The organism is Collimonas sp. PA-H2 (genome assembly GCF_002564105.1).
Taxonomy (GTDB): Bacteria; Pseudomonadota; Gammaproteobacteria; order Burkholderiales; family Burkholderiaceae_D; genus Collimonas.
Genome location: NZ_PDBX01000002.1, coordinates 61,924 through 77,717 on the forward strand (window position 1 = coordinate 61,924; position 15,794 = coordinate 77,717).

At 58.9% G+C, this 15,794-nt stretch carries 14 protein-coding genes; 3 read left to right on the top strand and 11 right to left on the bottom strand.

Features of this window, described 5'->3' with window-relative positions; all coding sequences use genetic code 11:
• Nucleotides 1-224: 224 nt before the first annotated feature.
• The 6 genes from BCF11_RS25890 to BCF11_RS25915 all read right to left on the bottom strand — a co-directional run bounded on the left by BCF11_RS25890 (nucleotide 225) and on the right by BCF11_RS25915 (nucleotide 6,699).
• Nucleotides 225-1,022 carry a hypothetical protein gene (locus tag BCF11_RS25890; RefSeq protein WP_199111253.1) on the bottom strand — a complete coding sequence of 266 codons (798 nt, stop codon included), beginning with the start codon at nucleotides 1,020-1,022 and terminating at the stop codon, nucleotides 225-227.
• A 194-nt stretch (nucleotides 1,023-1,216) separates the two neighbouring features.
• Nucleotides 1,217-1,942: an ABC transporter ATP-binding protein gene (locus tag BCF11_RS25895; RefSeq protein ID WP_098497745.1), complete on the bottom strand. Its 726-nt coding sequence runs from the start codon at nucleotides 1,940-1,942 to the stop codon at nucleotides 1,217-1,219.
• Between the two features lies 1 nt (nucleotide 1,943).
• A complete protein-coding gene (locus BCF11_RS25900) occupies nucleotides 1,944-3,947 on the bottom strand; it encodes an ATP-binding cassette domain-containing protein (protein WP_098497746.1) in 2,004 nt (667 codons plus the stop codon).
• A 2-nt stretch (nucleotides 3,948-3,949) separates the two neighbouring features.
• A complete protein-coding gene (locus BCF11_RS25905) occupies nucleotides 3,950-4,840 on the bottom strand; it encodes a branched-chain amino acid ABC transporter permease (protein ID WP_098497747.1) in 891 nt (296 codons plus the stop codon).
• Between the two features lie 186 nt (nucleotides 4,841-5,026).
• Complete coding sequence (locus tag BCF11_RS25910; protein ID WP_098497748.1) at nucleotides 5,027-6,184, bottom strand: ABC transporter substrate-binding protein; 1,158 nt, start codon at nucleotides 6,182-6,184, stop codon at nucleotides 5,027-5,029.
• Nucleotides 6,185-6,495: 311 nt separating this feature from the next.
• On the bottom strand, nucleotides 6,496-6,699 hold the full coding sequence (locus tag BCF11_RS25915) for a cold-shock protein (RefSeq protein WP_014005790.1): 204 nt from the start codon (nucleotides 6,697-6,699) through the stop codon (nucleotides 6,496-6,498).
• A gap of 347 nt (nucleotides 6,700-7,046) precedes the next feature.
• Between BCF11_RS25915 and BCF11_RS25920 the strand changes: the two genes are divergently transcribed.
• From BCF11_RS25920 to BCF11_RS25930, 3 genes are all read left to right on the top strand, one after another.
• The gene (locus tag BCF11_RS25920; RefSeq protein WP_098497749.1) at nucleotides 7,047-8,630 is read left to right on the top strand and encodes an ABC transporter substrate-binding protein; all 1,584 of its coding nucleotides are present in this window, start codon (nucleotides 7,047-7,049) and stop codon (nucleotides 8,628-8,630) included.
• Nucleotides 8,631-8,729: 99 nt separating this feature from the next.
• Nucleotides 8,730-10,022 (top strand): MFS transporter, encoded by a 1,293-nt coding sequence (locus BCF11_RS25925; protein ID WP_098497750.1) that lies wholly within the window; start codon nucleotides 8,730-8,732, stop codon nucleotides 10,020-10,022.
• Between the two features lie 189 nt (nucleotides 10,023-10,211).
• Nucleotides 10,212-11,261, top strand: a complete 1,050-nt coding sequence (locus tag BCF11_RS25930) for an NADP(H)-dependent aldo-keto reductase (RefSeq protein ID WP_098497751.1) — start codon at nucleotides 10,212-10,214, stop codon at nucleotides 11,259-11,261.
• A 61-nt stretch (nucleotides 11,262-11,322) separates the two neighbouring features.
• Here the strand turns inward: BCF11_RS25930 and BCF11_RS25935 are convergent, their stop codons facing one another.
• The 5 genes from BCF11_RS25935 to BCF11_RS25955 form a co-directional block, all read right to left on the bottom strand.
• Nucleotides 11,323-12,342, bottom strand: coding sequence for a bile acid:sodium symporter family protein (locus BCF11_RS25935; protein WP_098497752.1), 1,020 nt, complete (start codon nucleotides 12,340-12,342; stop codon nucleotides 11,323-11,325).
• Nucleotides 12,343-12,521: 179 nt separating this feature from the next.
• Nucleotides 12,522-13,874 carry a 4Fe-4S binding protein gene (locus BCF11_RS25940; RefSeq protein ID WP_098497753.1) on the bottom strand — a complete coding sequence of 451 codons (1,353 nt, stop codon included), beginning with the start codon at nucleotides 13,872-13,874 and terminating at the stop codon, nucleotides 12,522-12,524.
• Nucleotides 13,875-13,932: 58 nt separating this feature from the next.
• Nucleotides 13,933-14,763, bottom strand: a complete 831-nt coding sequence (locus tag BCF11_RS25945) for an FTR1 family protein (protein ID WP_098497754.1) — start codon at nucleotides 14,761-14,763, stop codon at nucleotides 13,933-13,935.
• Nucleotides 14,764-14,854: 91 nt separating this feature from the next.
• Complete coding sequence (locus BCF11_RS25950; protein ID WP_098497989.1) at nucleotides 14,855-15,190, bottom strand: cupredoxin domain-containing protein; 336 nt, start codon at nucleotides 15,188-15,190, stop codon at nucleotides 14,855-14,857.
• Between the two features lie 33 nt (nucleotides 15,191-15,223).
• Entirely contained in the window at nucleotides 15,224-15,766 is a 543-nt protein-coding gene (locus BCF11_RS25955; RefSeq protein ID WP_158229293.1) for an iron transporter, read from the bottom strand.
• Nucleotides 15,767-15,794 lie beyond the last annotated feature (28 nt).

Genomic DNA, 15,794 nt, shown 5'->3' on the forward strand with positions numbered 1-15,794 from the left:
CAATACAACCGAAAAAAAGAAACCCAGCCAATCCCGCGGCTTTAGGTTATCGGTATTTTCTTCCGGCGTATCAGCATGGAATAGCCACATAAACATCGCGTCCGTAGAGTGAGAGGGTTCTACTGTACTGTAAAAAAAGCCACATTATTTTTTTCAGTAACAATAACACCCTCTCATTATCATATTTTAACAATACTGAACTATATGACTATTCCGGCCCTTGATCATCCCTTCCCTCTGCCGTGAAGGTCGCCGCGGCTGGGAGCAGATTGAGGGGCCGCCAGGAAATTGGAAGGCTGATCCAGCATCAAATCCGCATGGTGTATCTCAAACATCAAGGAAAACAGTGGATGGGCGGCGGCGCTCCAGCGCGCTCTGGCAGTCGCAACTTCAAACGCCATGACGCGGTGAGGCAGCATGCCGACGTGCTGCATGGGGATGAACTGGCCGCCGGCAAAGACATCTTGAAACAGCAAGGCGTCATATTGCCGGTCCAGAGGCGAACGCGCTGTGATCACCATCCAGTCGATCTCGTTTTCGACACAGTACAGAAAATAGGCTTTAAACAACAAGGTTTTCACCATCTTGCCGACCTGTCCGGGGGCTACGCCCAAACGTGTCGCCTCCGCCAGGCGCTGTCCCTGCAGCCACGCCGGCAAGGTCACCGAATGCTCCAGCACCAGGGGCTGGTCATGGTTGGTCTGGATGCGCATCGTACCTAAAGACGAGCCGTCGAGCTTGGACTCCGCCAACAGGATGATCGTATCCTGAGCCAGGTCTGCCGGTTCGAACCGCGACAGCTTACGCGCCAGTTCCGGCAAGTGGCGGCTATAGGCCGCATGCCGGATCCCTACCGCTTTCTGCAAAGCCTGTTCGTCATTCACTATGCGGATAGTGAACGGCAAGCGCTGCTCGCGCAGCGCCGCCACTGCTGGGTTCGAGGACGAGGAAGATGACGGCGGCGGCGTGCTGCCGCCGTCGGCGAGGTGGCCGGACGTGACGACTGTATGATCTTGTTTCATGTTGAATGCTCCGAAATAGAAAACATGGTTGGCCGTTTTATGCGCGTATTGCATTACGGTATTGCCAGATTCTCACGTTCGGCACACTGTAGAAAACTAAACCCTGTCCGCGTTTAAGCCATTAGTGGCATATAACTCACGCAAAATGACTACTCGCCAACATTAATTTCCGCACATCAACATACTGCACCGTTTCAGTGCTGAGAGCCGCCCAGATACGCCGCCTTGACCGCAGGATCGTTCTTCAGCTTCTCGGCCGGGCCATGCACGGAAATCCGCCCATTTTCCAGCACATAGCCGTAATCGGCGACATTCAGGGCGGCGGCGGCGAACTGCTCCACCAGCAGCATCGTCACACCCTCCGCCTTGAGCCGGGAAATGATGCGAAACACTTCTTCCACCAGGATGGGCGCCAGCCCCATCGAAGGTTCGTCGAGCAGTATCACTTCAGGGTTGAGCATGACGGCGCGCGCCATCGCCAGCATCTGCTGTTCACCGCCGGACAAGGTGCCGGCCAGCTGGCCTTGGCGCTCTTTCAAACGCGGGAACAGTTCCAGCGCCCGCTCCAGATCGAGCTTGATATCGCCGCGCGGACGCATGCGGGTGAAGCGCGGAAAAGCGCCTAGCAGCAGGTTGTCGACCACGCTCATGGTGGCGAACACGCGACGCCCCTCAGGCGAATGGGCCAGGCCGGCGCGGGCGATCTTGTGCGACGGCAAACCGGTGACGTCGACCCCGGCCAGCGTCACGCAGCCGGACTTGGCCTTGATCATGCCGGAGATGGCGCGCATGGTGGTGGTCTTGCCGGCGCCGTTGGAGCCGATCAGGGTCACCACTTTGCCTTTCGGCACGTCCAGCGAAATACCGTGCAGCACTTCAACCTTGCCGTAAGCCGCATGCAAATTGGAAATCGAGAGCATCTTATAACCCCGCTGGCTTGGAAGTGGATGGCACACCGGCCTCGGCTGCAACTACAGCAGCAGCGCTGTCAGCGTCTTCGCCGGCGCTGCCACCGAGATAGGCTTCGATCACCTTGGCATCGCTTTGCACCGCCGCCGGCTTGCCTTCGGCGATTTTCTGACCGAAATCCAGCACTGTTACCGTATCGGAAATCGACATCACGACGTCCATGTGATGTTCGATCAGGATAATCGTGATGCCGTGCTGGCGGATCTTGTGGATGATCGCGATCAGCTCCTTGATGTCCGGCGCGGTCAGGCCGGCCGCCGGTTCATCCAGCAACAACAGTTCCGGATTCAAGCCAAGCGCGCGGCCGATTTCCAGCAGGCGCTGCTTGCCGTAAGGCAGGTTGCGCGCCTCTTCGCCGGCCAATTCGCTGAGACCGACGAATTCCAGGATGCTGGCGGCGCGCTGCCGTGCCTGCTGCTCTTCGCGCCGGTAGCGCGGCGTGTGGAAGATCACGTCCAGCACATTGCTACGGAAGGTGTGATGCAGGCCGACCAGGACATTCTCGGTGGCGCTCATTTCGCCGAACAGTTGCACATTCTGGAAAGTGCGAGCGACGCCGCCCAGGGCAATCGCCGCCGGCGTGGTGCCGGAAATCGTCTTGCCGTTGAATTCCACCTTGCCGGCAGTCGGCTTGTAGATGCCGGTGAGGACGTTCATCAAGGTGCTCTTGCCGGAACCGTTCGGCCCGATCAGGCCATGCACGCTGCCTTTGACGATATCCAGGTTGACTTCATTCAAGGCCTTGAGGCCGCCGAACTGCATCAGGATTTTCCGGCCGCTAAGCAGCGTGCTGCCGACAGCGGCGCCGCCGACAGCTGGCCCCCAAGCCTGTCCAGGCTGGGCGGCAACGCTGACCGGCTGGTCGCTTGCCGCCGCTTTGTAGCCAAGGAGATTGCGAGCGAAGCCGACGATCCCGTCCTGCAGGTAATACACCACGAACAGCGTCATCACGCCGAAGATCGTCAGGCGCCAATCGGTGATGTTTTCCAGCCGATAGGAAAATATCGCCATGCCGACAGTCGCGGCCAGGGGCACCGCCAGTTCGCGCAAGGTTTTGCGTTTTTTCCATAGCAGGAAGGCGCTTGCCAGCACGCCGATCACGGCCGCCGCCGTAGCGATCTGGCGGAACAGTTCGATATCAGCCAGCAGACTCGGCAGCATGACCACGATCAGCGCGCCCAGCAGCGAACCGATGCGGCTCTTGCGCCCCCCCATGATCACCGCCAGCAGGAACAGGATGGTCAGCTCGAAGTTGTAGGTGTTCGGCGAGATATATTCTTCCGAATAGGCATACAGGCTGCCAGCCAGGCCGGCCAGCGCGGCGCTGATCACGAACGCGATCACTTTGTAGCGGTACACTGAGACGCCCATGCAGTCCGACGCAATCGGGCTATCGCGCAGCGCCTGGAAGGCGCGCCCGAGATACGATTTGACGATACGGTGGACCACGATCAGCGACAGCACCATCAAGGCCGCCACCAGGTAGAAGTAACCGACTTCGCTGAGACGGTGGCCGAAGAACTCCGGCTTGGTCAGCTTGATCCCCATCGGTCCGTCTGTCAGGAAACTCATTTCATTGATCAGGATCTGGATGATGGTGCCGAACGCTAGCGTCACCATGGCCAGGTAAGGCCCGGTCACGCGCAGCGCCGGCAAGGCCAGGATGGCGCCGAACAAGGCGGTCACCGCCAGGCTGGCCGGGGCGGCGATCAGGAACGGCCAGCCCAGCTTGAACACCAGCACGCCGGTGGTATAGGAACCGATGCCGAACAGGCCGGCATGGCCCAGCGACACCTGGCCGGTATAGCCGACCACGATATCCAGACCGAACAGCAGGATGGCGTAAATCAGGATGGTTTCCGCCAGGTGGATGTAATACGGATTCGGGATAACTTGCGGAAACGCCAGCAGCAGCAAGATGCCGGCTATCGACAGTGCGAATAACTTTTTACTCATCTTCACACCTTCTTGATGGCAGTCTTGCCGAACAGGCCGGCCGGTTTGATCGCCAGCACCAGCAACAGCAGCACCAGACCCGGCACTTCCTTGTAGCCGGTGGAAATATAAAATCCGGTCAGGGTCTCGGCAACGCCCAGGATCAGGCCGCCGACAATCGCCCCCATGCCGGATGTGAGGCCGCCGATGATCGCCACCGCGAATGCCTTGAGGCCGAGCGAAGTGCCCATGGTTGCTCCGGTCAGCGTCAGCGGCGCCACCAGCACGCCGGCAAAAGCCGCCGTGGCCGACGACAGCGCATAGGAAAACGTGATCACCATACTGGTGTTGATGCCCATCAGGCCAGCCGCATCGCGGTCGTTCGAGGTGGCCACCACCGCCTTGCCGTAAATCGATTTGCGATTGAACATTTCCACCGCCAGCATCATCGCCAGCGCGCCCAGCACCACCACGATCTGCATCGGCTGCACATTGGCGCCGAACACCTGGAACGGCGTCGCCGACAGCGGCGTGGGAAAGGTCAGGTCGTCCTTGCCCCAGATGTTTTCCGCGACATTCTTGAAGATGATCGCCAACGCAATGGTCGACATGATCCAGCCGAATTCAGATTTGATCTTGAGCGCAGGCCGCACGCCTATCCATTCCACCACCACGCCTTGCAGCGCGCCGAACACGATCACCACCGGAATCATCAGCCAGTAGTTCAGATAGGGGCCGCCGTGGATGTTGCCAACCAGGCTGAGGCCGACCAGCGCGCCCAGCATCAAGGCTTCACCCTGGCCGAAATTAAGGGTGCCGGAAGTGGCGAAGGTGAGTTGATAACCGAATGCGATGACCGCGTAGATCATGCCAAGCGCGATACCGCTGAAGACCAGTTGCAGCAGGATTTCCATGATGTATATCCAAGAGACATCGCCGGGGAGCGACGCAGGTAAAGGCGTAAGCGACAATCGCAGTATGGCAGAAACAATAGTTGCGACAACAGCGTCAGACGCAGAAAATCCGGCGCACAGGCCGGATCGCAAGCGCAGTCAAACAGATTGCGGCCGGCCTTTGCTGCTGCCGAGGCCGGCCTGCTATCACTTGGCCAGGACTACGCGGCCACCCTTCACTTCGCCGATCACCACCATGTTCGGCTTGATCGCCTCATGATCATCATGGGTGTAAGGCTTGGTATAGCTGGTCACCACGCCGTCGACCGTACCGTTCAGGTTTTCCAGCGCCTCCCTGACCTTGACGCCGTCAGTGCTGCCGGCCTGCTTGATGGCAGCCGCCAGCAGATAGACCGAGTCATAGCCCTGGGCCGCGGAGACCGGGGACGGCATGCGATCGATCTTGTAGGCTTTCTGATAGGCCTCGATGAAGGCCTTGCGCTTAGGCGAGCTTGGATCCTGGATGAAGGTTTGCGGCATGCGCGCGCCGTCGCCGTTCTTGCCGGCGTTATCGATGAAGTTCCCCATCGACAAAGTCCAGCTGCCGATGATAGGTACTTTCCAGTTGAGTTTTTCCATGCCGTTGGCAATCTGCGCCAGCTCAGGGCCGATGCCGTAGGTCAGCACCACTTCCGCGCCGCCCTGCTTGGCTTTCAGCAGCTGCGCCGTCATGTCGACGTCTTTCAGGTTGTATTTTTCAACTGCGACCGGCTTGATCCCCTTGGCAGCCAGGGCGCGCTCCAGGTCTTCGCGGCCGAGCTGGCCGTAGTTGGTGGAATCCGCCAGGATCGCTACCTTGGTATGTTTCTGCCGCACTACCGCTTCGTCGACGATCATTGCCGACTGGATGGTGTCGTTGGCAGCGTTACGGAAAACGTAGTTATCCTTGTTGTCCGGCCCGACGAACTGCTTGGTGACGATGCTGCCGGTGGCGACATTGTTCATGACCGGAATCTTGGCTTCCTGGTAGAAGCGCTGCGACGCCAGGGCGACGCCGGTATTGATGAAGCCGACCGTGCCGACCACTTTTTCCTTGTTGATCAGTTCCTGAGCAACCTGCACTCCGCGTTCATTCTTCGCTTCATCGTCGCGCTCGACCAGTTGCAGCTGACGCCCCAGCACGCCGCCATGCGCATTGATGTCGGCTACCGCCAGCTTGACGCCGTCGCGCATGGAAACACCCATCGGCGCGGAACCGCCGGTGAAAGGACCGCTCACACCAATCTTGATTGGTTCCGCTGCCATGCCGGCCAGCGACCAGCTTATCAGCGCTGCCGCCACACACGCTTTGCTTATGGTGTTCATGCTTTCTCCTCTGTATTTTTTATAAGATAAGTACCGGCATGCACAAATACCGAAGTACTCGATTAACGTAAAACCTCACCCAGCTTACTGTAAAAAAATGTTATCTGTATACAGCAGACTTCTCCAGCATTTCAGGCCACCCTTACAGCTTCCTGACAGCGGCCTTCCTTTACGTTCTTATGGAAAATATATAGAGTATGTCGCGCGGCGCATCTACCCGCATTACAGCGTGCTATTTGCGTTTGCTACAGACGAAAAAAATCCCCGGCGAACCGGGGATTTTTGCGATGCTGATTCAGCGACTAATTAAATTAGATAGCTTGAATGTTCGAAGCTTGCTTACCCTTTGGGCCAGCAGTAACTTCGAAAGAAACACGTTGGTTCTCTTGCAGCGACTTGAAGCCGGAAGAATTGATTGCGGAGAAGTGCGCGAACAGATCTTCACCACCTTCGTCAGGAGTAATAAAACCAAAACCCTTCGAATCATTGAACCACTTTACGATACCAGTTGCCATTACATTTCCTATTTCAGTTAAGTTGGGCTGTCGCCCGTTAGATCGTTTGAAGCAAGAAAGAAATGACAGACTAATACTGCACTACTAGCTCGAATCTTAAACGATGTGCCATTATAACCGATAATTTTATTAAAAGCACCGGCCGGGTAAATAAATATTGCATCGGGAGAAAGAGTTGCCTTTTCGACTGCCCGCCACCGCCTTCTGCTCCCCTTCAGCCGCTGCTTCTGCGCAAAGCGTATATAACTAAAAGACATAACAAAAAGAAATTATTGTGTTTTGATAATTATATGCCCAGTCATAGAATAGGCTCAGTCTTATTTACCTCACACCGATTGGGAGATCGCATGTTTCAGCTTTCCAGAAAGAAAGTACTTGTCCTGGCTTTCGCCGGCCTTAGCGCCCTGGCCTCTTTGAGCCCCGCAGCCAGCTACGCCGCAGATCTGAAGATCGGATTATATGCCGATGTCTCCACCCTGGATCCGCATTTCAACAATATCGCGCCGAATATCTCGCTTTCTTCGCATCTTTTCGATGCCCTGGTGAATGTCGATGCCAACGGCCAGCTGATTCCCGGCTTGGCGACATCCTGGAAAGCCATCGATCCGCTGACCTGGGAATTCAAGCTGCGGCATGGCGTCAAGTTCAGCGACGGCTCCGAACTCACCGCGGAAGATGTTGTATTTTCGCTGGACCGCCCCGCCACCCTGACCACCAGCCCCGGCCCGTTCACCAGCTACACCAAGCAGATTATCGGCAAGCAAGTGGTCGATCCGTATACAGTGCGCCTGAAAACCGCCACTCCGTACGGCCCGCTGGCGCTGGATGTCAGCACGATTTTCATCGTTTCCAAGAAAGCCGCGCAAAACGCCACGACCGAAGACTTCAACAGCGGCAAGGCGCTGGTCGGCACCGGCCCCTTCAAATTCGCCAGCTTCAAGCGCGGCGACAGTATCGAGCTGGTGCGCAACGATGCCTACTGGGGCGAGAAACCGGCCTGGGACAAAGTCACTTTCCGCATCCTGACCTCTGACGGCGCCCGCCTGGCCGCCCTGCTGGCGGGTGAAGTCGACGCTATCGAAAACGTGCCGCCGGCCGACCTGGCCAAGCTGAAGACCAATCCGAAATTCACGCTGGCGCAAAAGATCTCTTGGCGCACCATTTTCTGGACCCTGGACCAGTCGCGCGACAAGTCGCCCGATATCACCGACAAAAACGGCAAGCCGCTCGACAAGAATCCTTTGAAAGACGTGCGAGTACGACAGGCGATTTCCAAGGCCATCAACCGCCAGGCATTGGTCGAGCGCACGCTGGAAGGATTGGCAGTGCCGGCCTCGAACATCATCGCGCCCGGCATCCTGGGTTATGCCGATACGCTGAAAGTGGAAAAATACGATCCTGAAGGCGCCAAGAAGCTGCTGGCTGCGGCCGGCTATCCGAACGGCTTCGGCATCACGCTGCATGGCCCCAACAATCGCTACATCAACGATGAGCGCGTGGTGCAGACGGTGGCGCAATTCCTCAACCGGGTCGGCATCCAGGCCAAGGTCGAAACGCTGCCGCTGGCAGTCTATTTCGGCAAGGCGCGCGCCGGCGAATATAGCGCGGCTTTGCTGGGCTGGGGCACGCTGGCTGGCGATTTTGGCTTGCGCACCCTGCTCGGCACCACCAATCCGGACACCGGCTGGGGTTCCTGGAACTGGGGCAAATACAGCAATCCGAAACTCGACCAGCTGGTGCAATCCTCGCTGGCCTCGGTCGATCAAAAACAGCGCCAGGACTTTGCCCGTCAGGGTGCGGTAGTTGCCCTCAGCGACTACGCCGTGATTCCGCTCTATCATCAATACGCCACCTGGGCGCTGCGCAAAGGCTTGAAGTACACGCCGCGCACGGATGAATTCACCTTTGCCTATCAGTTCCGTCCCGAATAGCCGACATGCTACAAAAAAGCCGCTGAAGTTAGCGGCTTTTTTTATCGGATCGGCATATCCTATGGCCTCGCCCTGATTCCCCGACTCCGCCCCCGCACAATGACTGCCCCCGCCGCCACTCCCCCTGACCCCGAATCCGTCCTGCGCCATCGCCCCTTTACCCTGTTCTGGGGTGCGCGCGTTGCCTCCACCCTCGCCAACCAGATGCAGATCGTCGCAGTCGGCTGGCAGGTTTATCAGCTCACTCATAGCGCTTTCGACCTCGGCATGGTCGGCCTGGTGCAATTTCTGCCTGCCCTGGTGCTGGCGTTGGTGGTCGGCCATGTCGCCGACCGCTACGACCGTCGCAAGATTGCCCGCATCTGCCTGTTCATCGAAGGCCTGGCTGCCGCCGCGCTGGCCATCGGCAGTTACAACGGCTGGCTGACCAAGGAAGTCATCTTTGCGATCGTGTTCGTGATCGGCGCCACCCGCGCCTTTGAATCGCCGACCTTGCAGGCGCTGGTGCCGGGACTGGTGCCGCCGCGCCTGCTGCCGCGCGCGATCGCCTGGTCGGCATCGGCCACGCAAACCGCCGTGATCATCGGCCCAGCGCTGGGCGGCTTTATCTATGTATTGGGGCCAAGCGCGGTGTATGCCAGCAGCAGCACCCTGTTCCTGGCGGCCAGCCTGCTGGTGGCGCTGATCCGGATTGAAAGCGTATTGCCGCGACGCGAACCCGCGACCATCAAATCCGTGCTGGCGGGAATCGCCTTCATCAGGAGCCGGCCGGCAATCCTGGGCGCGATTTCACTGGATTTGTTCGCTGTATTGCTGGGCGGCGCCACCGCACTGCTGCCGATCTATGCGCACGATATCCTGGCCACCGGCCCGCTCGGCCTCGGCCTGCTGCGCTCGGCGCCGGCGGTCGGCGCTTTGTCGACTGCCATTTTCCTGGCGCGCAAGCCCTTGAGCAGGAAGGTCGGCCGCAGCATGTTTACCGCTGTCGCCATCTTCGGCCTGGCAACTGCGGTGTTTGCGCTGTCGCGCTCGTTTCCCTTGTCGCTGGCGGCGTTGGTGGTGCTTGGCGCTTCCGACATGATCAGCGTAGTGGTGCGCTCTTCCTTCGTGCAGCTGGAAACGCCAGACCATATGCGCGGCCGGGTCAGCGCCGTCAACTCAGTGTTCATCGGCACCTCCAACCAGCTGGGCGAATTCGAATCCGGCGTGACGGCGGCCTGGCTGGGACCGGTGCATGCAGTGGTGCTGGGAGGCGTTGGCACCATCATTGTGGTGCTGCTGTGGATACGGCTGTTTCCTACCTTGTTCAAGCTCGACCGGCTGGCCGATCCGCATGCGCAGGCATCTGCCACGTCCGAGCCGCAGTCCGCCGGTACAGCCAAGGCCGGCTAACGGACCCACAGCCTGGCGGGCCGCGGCCTGCAACGAAACGCGCTTGCGGCTATACTCACTATCCTCTTTTTAGAGTATGGCGTGCAACGCGACGACTAGTCCGGCCAGCCACCGGCACAGGCAGGCAAGCTGCCCTGTATTTGTGCAAATCATTCAATTCTCATTCGGCCCGTAGCAAAGGAAGCATCAATGCAATATCGTGAACTGGGACACAGCAATCTGAAAGTCAGCCTGATAACACTCGGCACCATGACCTGGGGTGAGCAAAACAGCGAGGCCGAAGCGCATGCACAGATCGAGCTGGCGCTGGCGCACGGCGTCAACTTGATCGACACCGCGGAAATGTACCCGGTGCCGCCGCGCGCCGAGACCCAGGGCTTGACCGAACGCTATGTCGGCAGCTGGCTGAAAAAATCCGGCAAGCGCGACCAGGTGATGATCGCCACCAAAGCCACCGGACCCGCGCGCAAGCCGCACAATCCGCGTCACGTACGCGGCGGCATCAATAATTTCGACCGCAAGGGCCTGACCGAAGCCCTCAATGGCAGCCTGGAGCGGCTGCAGACGGACTACGTCGATCTGTACCAGCTGCACTGGCCGGACCGCAGCGTCAACTGCTTCGGCACGCTGAACTATAATCACATTGCCGATGAAGATACGGTGCCGATCGAAGAAACGCTGACCATCCTGGCCGATTTCATCAAGGCCGGCAAGGTACGCCATATCGGGATATCGAATGAAACGCCGTGGGGCATCGCACAGTTCTTGCGGGCTTCGGAAAAATTCGACCTGCCGCGCGTGGTCAGCATCCAGAATCCGTACAGTCTGCTGAACCGTACTTTCGAGATCGGCCATTCGGAGTTTTCTTACCGCGAACAAGTCGGCCTGCTGGCCTATTCGCCGCTCGCCTTCGGCGTGTTGTCGGGGAAATACCTGGACGGCGCGCGCCCTGCCGGCGGCCGCCTGACTTTGTTCGAACGCTTCAGCCGCTACACCAATCCGCAAGTCAACCGGGTCATTGGCGACTATGTAGCGCTGGCGAAAAAGCACAATCTGGATCCGGCGCAAATGGCGCTGGCCTTCGTCAACAGCCGCGGCTTCCTGACCAGCAACATCATCGGCGCCACCACGCTGGAGCAGCTGCAAAGCAACCTGGACAGCGTCAACCTGACGCTGGATGAAGAGATCTTGCGCGAGATCGAGGCGATTCATTCGCGTCAGCCTAATCCCGCTCCCTAAGCCTGCAAGCCGGGTTGGCCAACACTAAATCAAGTCAAATCAAGCCAACCCCGGCAAGCTATCAATCTTCCGGACTGACGTCCGACCACACCGGCCCAGGGGCGCCAGCCACGATCTCTACCGGCCGGCTGGCGTAGCGCCTGGCCAGCACCGCGCACACCATCAGTTGAATCTGGTGAAACAGCATCAGCGGCAAAACGATCATGCCCACGGTATGTCCGGCAAACAGGACTTTCGCCATTGGCACGCCGCTCGCCAGGCTTTTCTTCGATCCGCAAAAGACGATGGTGATCTCGTCTTCCTTGTTGAAACCCATGCGCCTGCTGGCGAAGGTGGCGATGCTCAGCATCACGAACAGCAGCAGCGACACCACTACCATCAAGCCCAACAGAGAAACCGGCGGCAACTGCTGCCACAAGCCCTGCACCACCGCTTCGCTGAAGGCTGTATACACCACCAGAAGGATCGAACCCTGGTCGACGATCTTCAAGATGATCTTGTGCTTTTCGATCCAGCCGCTGATCCAGCGCCGCGCAATCTGGCCGGCGACGAACGGCACCAGCAGCTGCAGCACGATGTTCATGATGGAATCGAAGGAGCCCTTGCCCTGGCCGTGCACCACCACCACCAGCCCGACCAGCACCGGCGTCAGGAAAATCCCCAGCAGATTCGAGGCGGAGGCGCTGCAGACTGCCGCCGGCACGTTGCCGCGCGCGACCGAGGTAAAGGCGATTGAGGATTGCACGGTGGACGGCAAGGTGCATAAAAACAGGATGCCCAGGTACAAGTCGGGCGTGACCAGCGGCAGCAAGGCCGGCTTCAGCACCAGCCCGAGCAGCGGGAACAAAACGAAAGTGGCAAGCAGCACCGTCAGGTGCAAGCGCCAGTGCAGCGCGCCCTGCACTACCGCTTCGCGCGACAGCTTGGCGCCATGCAGGAAAAACAGCAGGCCGATGGCGAGTGTCGTGATCAGATTGAAAGACAGCGCGACCTGGCCTCTGGCGGGAAGAAGACTGGCGATAAGAACGGTAGTAACCAGCAACAACGTGAAGTTGTCGGGCAAGAAACGGGGGCGAGCCATGATCAGGAAGGTCAGCTAGAGTTTAAAAAAGCCATCCCGCCATCGCTGCTTTCTATGGATAGAAGGCAAGGCAACGCAGTAAACATAGACGGGATAACAACCTCATTTTACGCATTAACCGCGGCAAACAGCGGGGGATTTTGGTTTTAAGCGCACAACAATGAGGAAGCGATGGGTATTTACCACAGCCAGAACATCAGCAACCAGGCGAAATTGACCAGCGCCAGGCCGGCAATCACCGGCGCCATGCTCGCCAGCCGCCGCCCAAAGGACGGCGTATAGCGGCCGGTGACACGCCACGCCAGCCATACGCTCCACAAGGTGGTGGCGACCAGCAGGATCGCGCGCAAGTCATTGGCCCAGAATACCGGCAGATGTTCGCCGCGCAGCAGGCTGATGGTGGTGGCCGACAAGCCGACGAAGACGCCGCAGCCGGCCAGCGGAATGGTGGACTGCACCAGATGGTTGAAACGTTTGTGGTCCCAGCTGCCGAGCACGCGGCTGCTCAGCGCAAACAGCAGGCTCAGCGCGCTGCCGAGCACCAGACCGGTGGTCAGGATATAAGCAATCACCAGACCGCCGTCGAGCCAGCTGAAAACATCGTTCTGCGCCGGATAATTGGTAAACACCCACCACGGCGCATGCGTATCGAAAGGCCACATGATGTCGCGGTCGATCAGCCAGGTGGCGATGATCTGCTTAATCTGCACAAACCAGGGACTGGCCGACCAGTGGAAAGCGCCGATGGCGATCCCCATCAGGCCGTACAGCGCCAGGGCGCTTTCCCACAGGCTGTTTTGCTGCTCGCCATGGCGCACGATTTCCTCGGTCGGCGCGCGCCAGGTCAGTTCGATGGCGTCGCGGTGTCCGCTGCAGCGGCCGCACATATGGCAGTCGGCGGCCCCCTTCATGGCCCGCAAAGGCAGCAGCGGCGCACAGTTGACCGGAATCACGGTGCGTCCCTGCGTATGGCTGTGGGTGCCATAGGAAGCGCGCCAGGCGGTTTCGTCGACCTTGTAGTGGAACGGCGCCAGCTTGGCCAGCAAGCCGAACACGCCGTTCACCGGGCACAGATACTTGCACCAGACGCGCTTGTCGCGGCCATACAGATAGCCGACTATAATGGCGCCGACGGTAGAACCACCCAGCACCAGCAGTACAGCCTTGGGGTATTGATAGACGCTGACCATCTGGCCGTAAACCGTGGTCAGGGCAAAGGCCACGAACGGCCAGCCGCCCCAGCGCATCCAGTGTGGAATCGCCTTGCCAAGGCCGTGGCGGCTGGCGAATTCGGTCAACGCCCCTTCCGGACACAGCACGCCGCACCAGACCCGTCCCATCAGCACCATGCTGATCAGCACGAACGGCCACCAGATGCCCCAGAAGGCAAACTGCGCGATCAGGGTCAGATTCGACCAGAGGTGCGCAGTCTCGTCGGGCAGCGGCAAAAAGATCGGCACCAGGATCAGGAAGCCGTAGACCAGCACAATCCCCCACTGCACCCAGCGAATCAGCTTCGCATGGTCCCGCATCCAGTCAGCCGTGCGGGAAAGTCGTGTCGTCTGGGGAATTGCACAAGTAGTCATCAGATCATTTCACCGGGGTTGCTTTAGGCCGGGCGCGTTTCAGGAACAGCAGGACACCGATCCAGTAAGCCGCATACACCAGCAAGCTCATCAGCGCAGGCTGTGCGCGATAGCCGGTCAGCGTGGATACCAGGTTGCCAAAGGTAGTCGTATCGTCGAGCAGGCGGGAGCTGTCCCAGACCGGATCGATCAGCGTCGGGATGATATCCAGCGACATCAGACGCTCGATACCGGTCAGCAGCAAACCTGCGGCCAGGAACAATAATATGATTTCGGTGACTTGAAAGAAGCGGCGCCAGGAGAAAATTCTGCCGCCGAGCTGCAGCAGATAGAAAGTCAGGAAGGCCAGCGCAAAGCCCAGCACTGCCGCCAAGATCATGACTCCGGCGGTTTCGCCTTGCTGCGCCAGGCCGAGACCGTACAGAAAAATCACGGTTTCGCTGCCCTCGCGCGCAATCGCCAATGCCGCCAGGGCGAACACGCCCCACCAGCTGGCCTTTTGCATATTCTCGCTGAGCGAGGTTTCCATGTCGCGCTTGAGCGTGCGGCCGTGCTTGCGCATCCAGAACACCATCTGCACGATCAGGAAGGCCGCCAGGATCACCATCACGATCTGGAAGTAATCCTGGGCATCTCCCGACAGCAGCTCGCTGAAACCCAGCAGTGCCGCACCGAGGCCAATCGCGCCCAGGACGCCGACGCCGACGCCGCCCCACAGATAAGGCAGGCCGCGGCGCGCCGCCGCGCCGCCGTTCTTCAGCCACGCATGCAAAATACCCACTACCAGCAAAGCCTCGACGCTTTCGCGCCAGACGATGAATAAAACCTGGCCCATTCCCAATCTCCAGTCAGTCGTGGCTGCGCCGTTCGACGCAGCCACGCAAATATCTACAATCCGAATAACGAAGCCTCTATATATAGAGGCTCTATTTAGCGACGATCACACCCTGCGCGGTGGCATGGAAATCGTCGAAGAACTTGTACTCGCCCGGCGACAGCGGCGCAATCACCACGAAAGACTCCGCGCCAGGCGCCAATACTTTTTCCTTGCGCAGCTGGACGCTTTCAAATTCCGCCGCCGACTTGCCGAGATTATGGATTTCGATTTTGATTTTTTTACCGGCCGGCACTTCGATCCGCGCCGGATTCAATACGCCATCCTTCATTTCCAGCTTGAAGGTCGGCAAATCGGCGGCCAACGAAACCGCCGCCGCAAAGAATAAGCCGATACCCAGCAAGCCGCGCACTTTGGCAGACACCATGCTCATGCTCTCCGATCGAAAATTCATGAGAGATTAATATCCGCCTTTTTTGCCGACGCCGGCGAAGGTGAATTCGTTGACCACTTCAAACGGCTTGAACCAGGCGCCGACACCGGTTTCCTTATCCACGTGACGGCCGAAATGCGCGCCGACATTGGCCGACGGCGGCGAGATGATCATCTTCAAGGTGTACTTGCCCGGCCCCGCCAGCTTGACGTTGTCGCCGTAATGGGGACCATCGCTGGCCACCATCGGCATCATGTCGCCCTTGATCACCTGGTTCGAACCGGCTTTGGTGAATACGTAAGAGATGACCAGGTTCGGCATCCAATCGCCCTCGGCAAAGCCGTTGGGATTGTTTTTGACGGCCCGGATATCCGCCTCGACATGGATGTCCGACAGCTCCGCCTTGCGCATCATGCCTTCCGGTTCCATCTTGATCGGCTGCAGGTAAACAGCGGCAATCTCCAGGCCGTTCATGATCTGCTGCTTGCCGATCGGGTACTCAGCCGCTGTCGCGGCGCCGGCAATACCAAGAGATAACAATACAGCTGCCGCAATTACTTTTACCTTCATGTGATCAACCTTCTTTCGCAAACAACAA

Bases quoted from the DNA above. Each gene is read 5' to 3' on its own strand.
- BCF11_RS25910 (WP_098497748.1), bottom strand. From the start codon at position 6,184: ATGAACACCATAAGCAAAGCGTGTGTGGCGGCAGCGCTGATAAGCTGG.
- BCF11_RS25950 (WP_098497989.1), bottom strand. From the start codon at position 15,190: ATGGTGTCTGCCAAAGTGCGCGGCTTGCTGGGTATCGGCTTATTCTTT.
- BCF11_RS25905 (WP_098497747.1), bottom strand. From the start codon at position 4,840: ATGGAAATCCTGCTGCAACTGGTCTTCAGCGGTATCGCGCTTGGCATG.
- BCF11_RS25920 (WP_098497749.1), top strand. From the start codon at position 7,047: ATGTTTCAGCTTTCCAGAAAGAAAGTACTTGTCCTGGCTTTCGCCGGC.
- BCF11_RS25900 (WP_098497746.1), bottom strand. From the start codon at position 3,947: ATGAGTAAAAAGTTATTCGCACTGTCGATAGCCGGCATCTTGCTGCTG.
- BCF11_RS25955 (WP_158229293.1), bottom strand. From the start codon at position 15,766: ATGAAGGTAAAAGTAATTGCGGCAGCTGTATTGTTATCTCTTGGTATT.
- BCF11_RS25895 (WP_098497745.1), bottom strand. From the start codon at position 1,942: ATGCTCTCGATTTCCAATTTGCATGCGGCTTACGGCAAGGTTGAAGTG.
- BCF11_RS25925 (WP_098497750.1), top strand. From the start codon at position 8,730: ATGACTGCCCCCGCCGCCACTCCCCCTGACCCCGAATCCGTCCTGCGC.
- BCF11_RS25890 (WP_199111253.1), bottom strand. From the start codon at position 1,022: ATGAAACAAGATCATACAGTCGTCACGTCCGGCCACCTCGCCGACGGC.
- BCF11_RS25930 (WP_098497751.1), top strand. From the start codon at position 10,212: ATGCAATATCGTGAACTGGGACACAGCAATCTGAAAGTCAGCCTGATA.
- BCF11_RS25940 (WP_098497753.1), bottom strand. From the start codon at position 13,874: ATGCGGGACCATGCGAAGCTGATTCGCTGGGTGCAGTGGGGGATTGTG.
- BCF11_RS25935 (WP_098497752.1), bottom strand. From the start codon at position 12,342: ATGGCTCGCCCCCGTTTCTTGCCCGACAACTTCACGTTGTTGCTGGTT.
- BCF11_RS25915 (WP_014005790.1), bottom strand. From the start codon at position 6,699: ATGGCAACTGGTATCGTAAAGTGGTTCAATGATTCGAAGGGTTTTGGT.
- BCF11_RS25945 (WP_098497754.1), bottom strand. From the start codon at position 14,763: ATGGGCCAGGTTTTATTCATCGTCTGGCGCGAAAGCGTCGAGGCTTTG.